The 2,673-nt window shown below is 27.6% G+C and carries 3 protein-coding genes; all 3 read right to left on the bottom strand.

All coding sequences use genetic code 11. The features are described 5' to 3' along the window. Positions 1 to 104 precede the first annotated feature (104 nt). Positions 105 to 353, bottom strand: a complete 249-nt coding sequence (locus C7954_RS13430) for a type II toxin-antitoxin system prevent-host-death family antitoxin (RefSeq protein ID WP_073160988.1) — start codon at positions 351 to 353, stop codon at positions 105 to 107. A gap of 113 nt (positions 354 to 466) precedes the next feature. Next, positions 467 to 844, bottom strand: a complete 378-nt coding sequence (locus C7954_RS13425; protein ID WP_133505629.1) for a DUF6262 family protein — start codon at positions 842 to 844, stop codon at positions 467 to 469. Beyond that, positions 837 to 2,673: tyrosine-type recombinase/integrase (locus C7954_RS13420; RefSeq protein ID WP_134060306.1), on the bottom strand; the 1,837-nt coding region annotated here is incomplete at its 5' end. The genes C7954_RS13420 and C7954_RS13425, both read right to left, overlap by 8 nt.

Below are 2,673 nucleotides of genomic sequence, written 5' to 3'. Positions count from 1 at the left end.
GTTTATTCCTTTCATATTTGTTGTAGGTAACAAATATTATATCAAAAGAAGGAATAAGTCGCCAATTTTTTATCTAATTTTTTTGTAAAGTGGTGGCATTATATTTAAACCCCCAGTTTTTCTTTCACCTGTTCTTCGTTCATCCAATCATCTTTAGATTTAACTCTATTTTCAGCTTCTATCAATTTAGAAAGTAATTTTATGGTAGCTTGATTTTTCTCATATTCTTCAATATCCATGATTGCAAATTTACCTCTGCCGTTTTTGGTTAAAAATACCGGAGAACCCTCTCCTATATCTTTTAACACTTCATTATAATTTCTTAAATCTGAAACTGGTTTAATATTAGGCATAATAATCAACTCCTTACTATATCTAGTGTAAGACCTTAACAAATGTCTATATGATAGCATTCTTACTTGAAAGACATATGTTTCAAGTAAGAATGTCTTTCTTGAATTTCTAATCAATTTCTATCGTAAATTGTTCCTCTTAAGATTTTTAACTGTCTTTTTAATTCATTATTTTCTTTTTTAAGTTCTTTAATTTTTTTATCTTTAGCCTGAATAACTGTATCTTTGGATTTATTTGTTTTATTTTTTTTGCTTATCTGATTCATTTTAATATTAACCTGTTTTTGTCTTAAATCTTCAATTCTTTCTTTTATTTGCTGATTATTATATAAAAAGGATTTAGACACCCCACTTTCTTTAGCAACACTATTAAAGTTAATTTTTTCTTTATGCATAGAGAGGTTTCTAATAGCCTTATCTGCTTTTTCTAAAGCAATATCTGTTCTTTTTTTAGCATATTTTTTCAAACCATTTGTGTTATTCTTAGCCATTAGATTGTACCTCCCTTGTTCTAGCATTTTTATGAACAATTTTTTCTTCTTTAATTTTTATCAGCATTTTTTCTAATAATTTTAGATAGGCTCTGTTTTTTTCTACCCACAAGTCTTTACCATTTTTTTCACTTCTTACAATATGTTCTTTAACCTTAATTATTTCCGCTTCATATTCAGGTATGTGTTCAATTGAAGTACAAAAGCTAGCACAGTTTAGACAATGGTTTAACTGCTTTTTACAGGGCAATTTAGACGGTTTAAAGCATATTCCAAAAGGAACCTTTACTGCATCCAAATTTTCTTTAATGTACTCATATCTAATTAAATTTTCTTTAGATTTGGGTTCAAGATTGGTTTGATTGTTTTCAATATTTGTTTCTACTTTAAACAGTTCTAGATCTTTTGTTTCCTTCCATTTTTCATATAATTTATTCTCAGATATCTTTGCATAATGAATGGTCATTTGCAGGCTTGTATGTCCTAATATCTGCTGAATGATACTAATCCCCATTCCTTGATCTATATATTCTTTAGCCCTAGTGTGCCTCAGTTGATGTGGAGTGAAATGATATAATTCACCATTATGGTCTCTAATATCTTTTTCTTTGATTAATCTTCTAATTGAGTTTACAAATACTGTCAAACTAAAAGGTCTTGTTTTTCTTGGACCTTTATACATGTTAAACAAATATTTTTTAGGATTGTTATTATCATCACTCTTTTTTTTAGTTTTTTTTATACAACTATCAAGCATTTCTGCAACCTGATCTCTAATGGGTATTTTAAGATTAGCTATACCAGTTTTGGTAATATCCCCACACAATTGATTATTATATTTTTCCTCTTTTTTATTCCAATATCTTTTCAAACAATTATTATACCTAAGATTTAATATATCTGTTCCTCGCCAACCTGTTTCCCTAAGCAAAATATAGAAGGGGATATATTGAATTCGATCTAGCTCTCTGATATTATTATCAAGCTGCTTTACCACAGGCTCTGGTATAAATTTAGCTTTCTTAACTTCATCTTTATTTAATTCCCTTCTGGGAATATCATCTTGAAATATTAAAAAGGATACTTCTTTTTTTGGTGCTTTTTTATACTGAGCAAGTTGAATATATTCTAAAAATGTTCTTAGATAAGATATAAATTTACTTCTATAAGTTGGATTATTATCTCTAAAATCATTATTTAAAAGATATAGATAATCTTCTATATCCTGTCTATTTAATTGTTCAATAAATCCATCTTTGTAATCTCTAGAATAAAACGAATTAATGAAATATTTAATTCTCGATAACATATGAAAGCAGTGACTAGCTGATCTTTTTGTTATAATAGTCTTGAGGTAGCTTTTAACAACTTTTCTATAATATTGAGGTATAGATGAAAAATCTAATGTTGGATTTGAAAGACCGCTTGCGGGAATTCTTGCTCCCCGTATGTTTTTTATATTCCAAATATTTTTATCTGTTTCATCTCTATCATCATAAAAATCATGAATAAATTTCATTAAATTATTCATAAAAGCAAAATAATTGGAGTTTGTTTTCCCCTTGTATTTTATTCCATGATTTATCAAATATAATTTCCATTTAATATTAGTTCTATCTATATCTATATCTAATAATGTGTTTACGTTAATACAATTGCTAAGATGGCTTAATGCTGAGCCCATTACACTTAGACTGTTATATTTCAATAGTTCTTCTTTAAAATGGTACAAAACTATATAGCCCCCTAACAGAATTGGAGAAAAAGTTTGAAAGTGATATACTCTAATTACAAGGGGGAAACACCAATGGCAAACAGAAAATATTCCG

This window comes from Halanaerobium congolense, from assembly GCF_004366375.1.
Classification (GTDB): domain Bacteria; phylum Bacillota; class Halanaerobiia; order Halanaerobiales; family Halanaerobiaceae; genus Halanaerobium; species Halanaerobium congolense.
Note: the sequence above shows the minus strand (reverse complement) of the source record. Positions and strands in the feature narration are given on the sequence as shown.